Source organism: Psychrobacter sp. Rd 27.2 (assembly GCF_001921755.1).
GTDB lineage: Bacteria > Pseudomonadota > Gammaproteobacteria > Pseudomonadales > Moraxellaceae > Psychrobacter > Psychrobacter celer.
In genome coordinates, this window is sequence record NZ_MRYB01000090.1 from 1 (window position 1) to 416 (window position 416).

Here is a 416-nt window from a genome sequence, read left to right on the forward strand (position 1 = left end):
ACTTTGAGTAATAACCGAGTCGTCTGTTTGCTCAGTCAGTTCTCTTGAATCAATCACACCTTCAGCATCAACACCATTAGTAATTGTTGGTTGATCGTTGGTACCCGTGATGGTGATAGTAAGGGTTGAGCTTGATGTCTCTCCATCTTGATCGGTGATGGTATAAGTAAACTCTTCAGTTACTGTATCACCCATTGCTAGATTTTGTACTTTAGTATTATCTAGCTGATACTCATATTCACCATCAGGACCTTTTGAGATAGTACCGTAATCGGCTGTTTCAGTACCCCATTCCATACCTTGAGTTGGAGTATTGCCTAAATTGTCATTGCCTAATACGTTACCAGAGGCACTTACTGGATCAGCATCTTCTATGAGATCTTTGTTATCAGGTTTTGCAATCGGAACTATATTAT

1 protein-coding gene is annotated in these 416 nt (G+C 39.7%); it reads right to left on the reverse strand.

Annotation, left to right across the window (positions count from 1 at the left end; translation table 11 throughout):
• On the reverse strand, window positions 1–416 hold a 416-nt coding region (locus tag BTV99_RS12725; RefSeq protein ID WP_218607604.1), incomplete at both ends, for a VCBS domain-containing protein.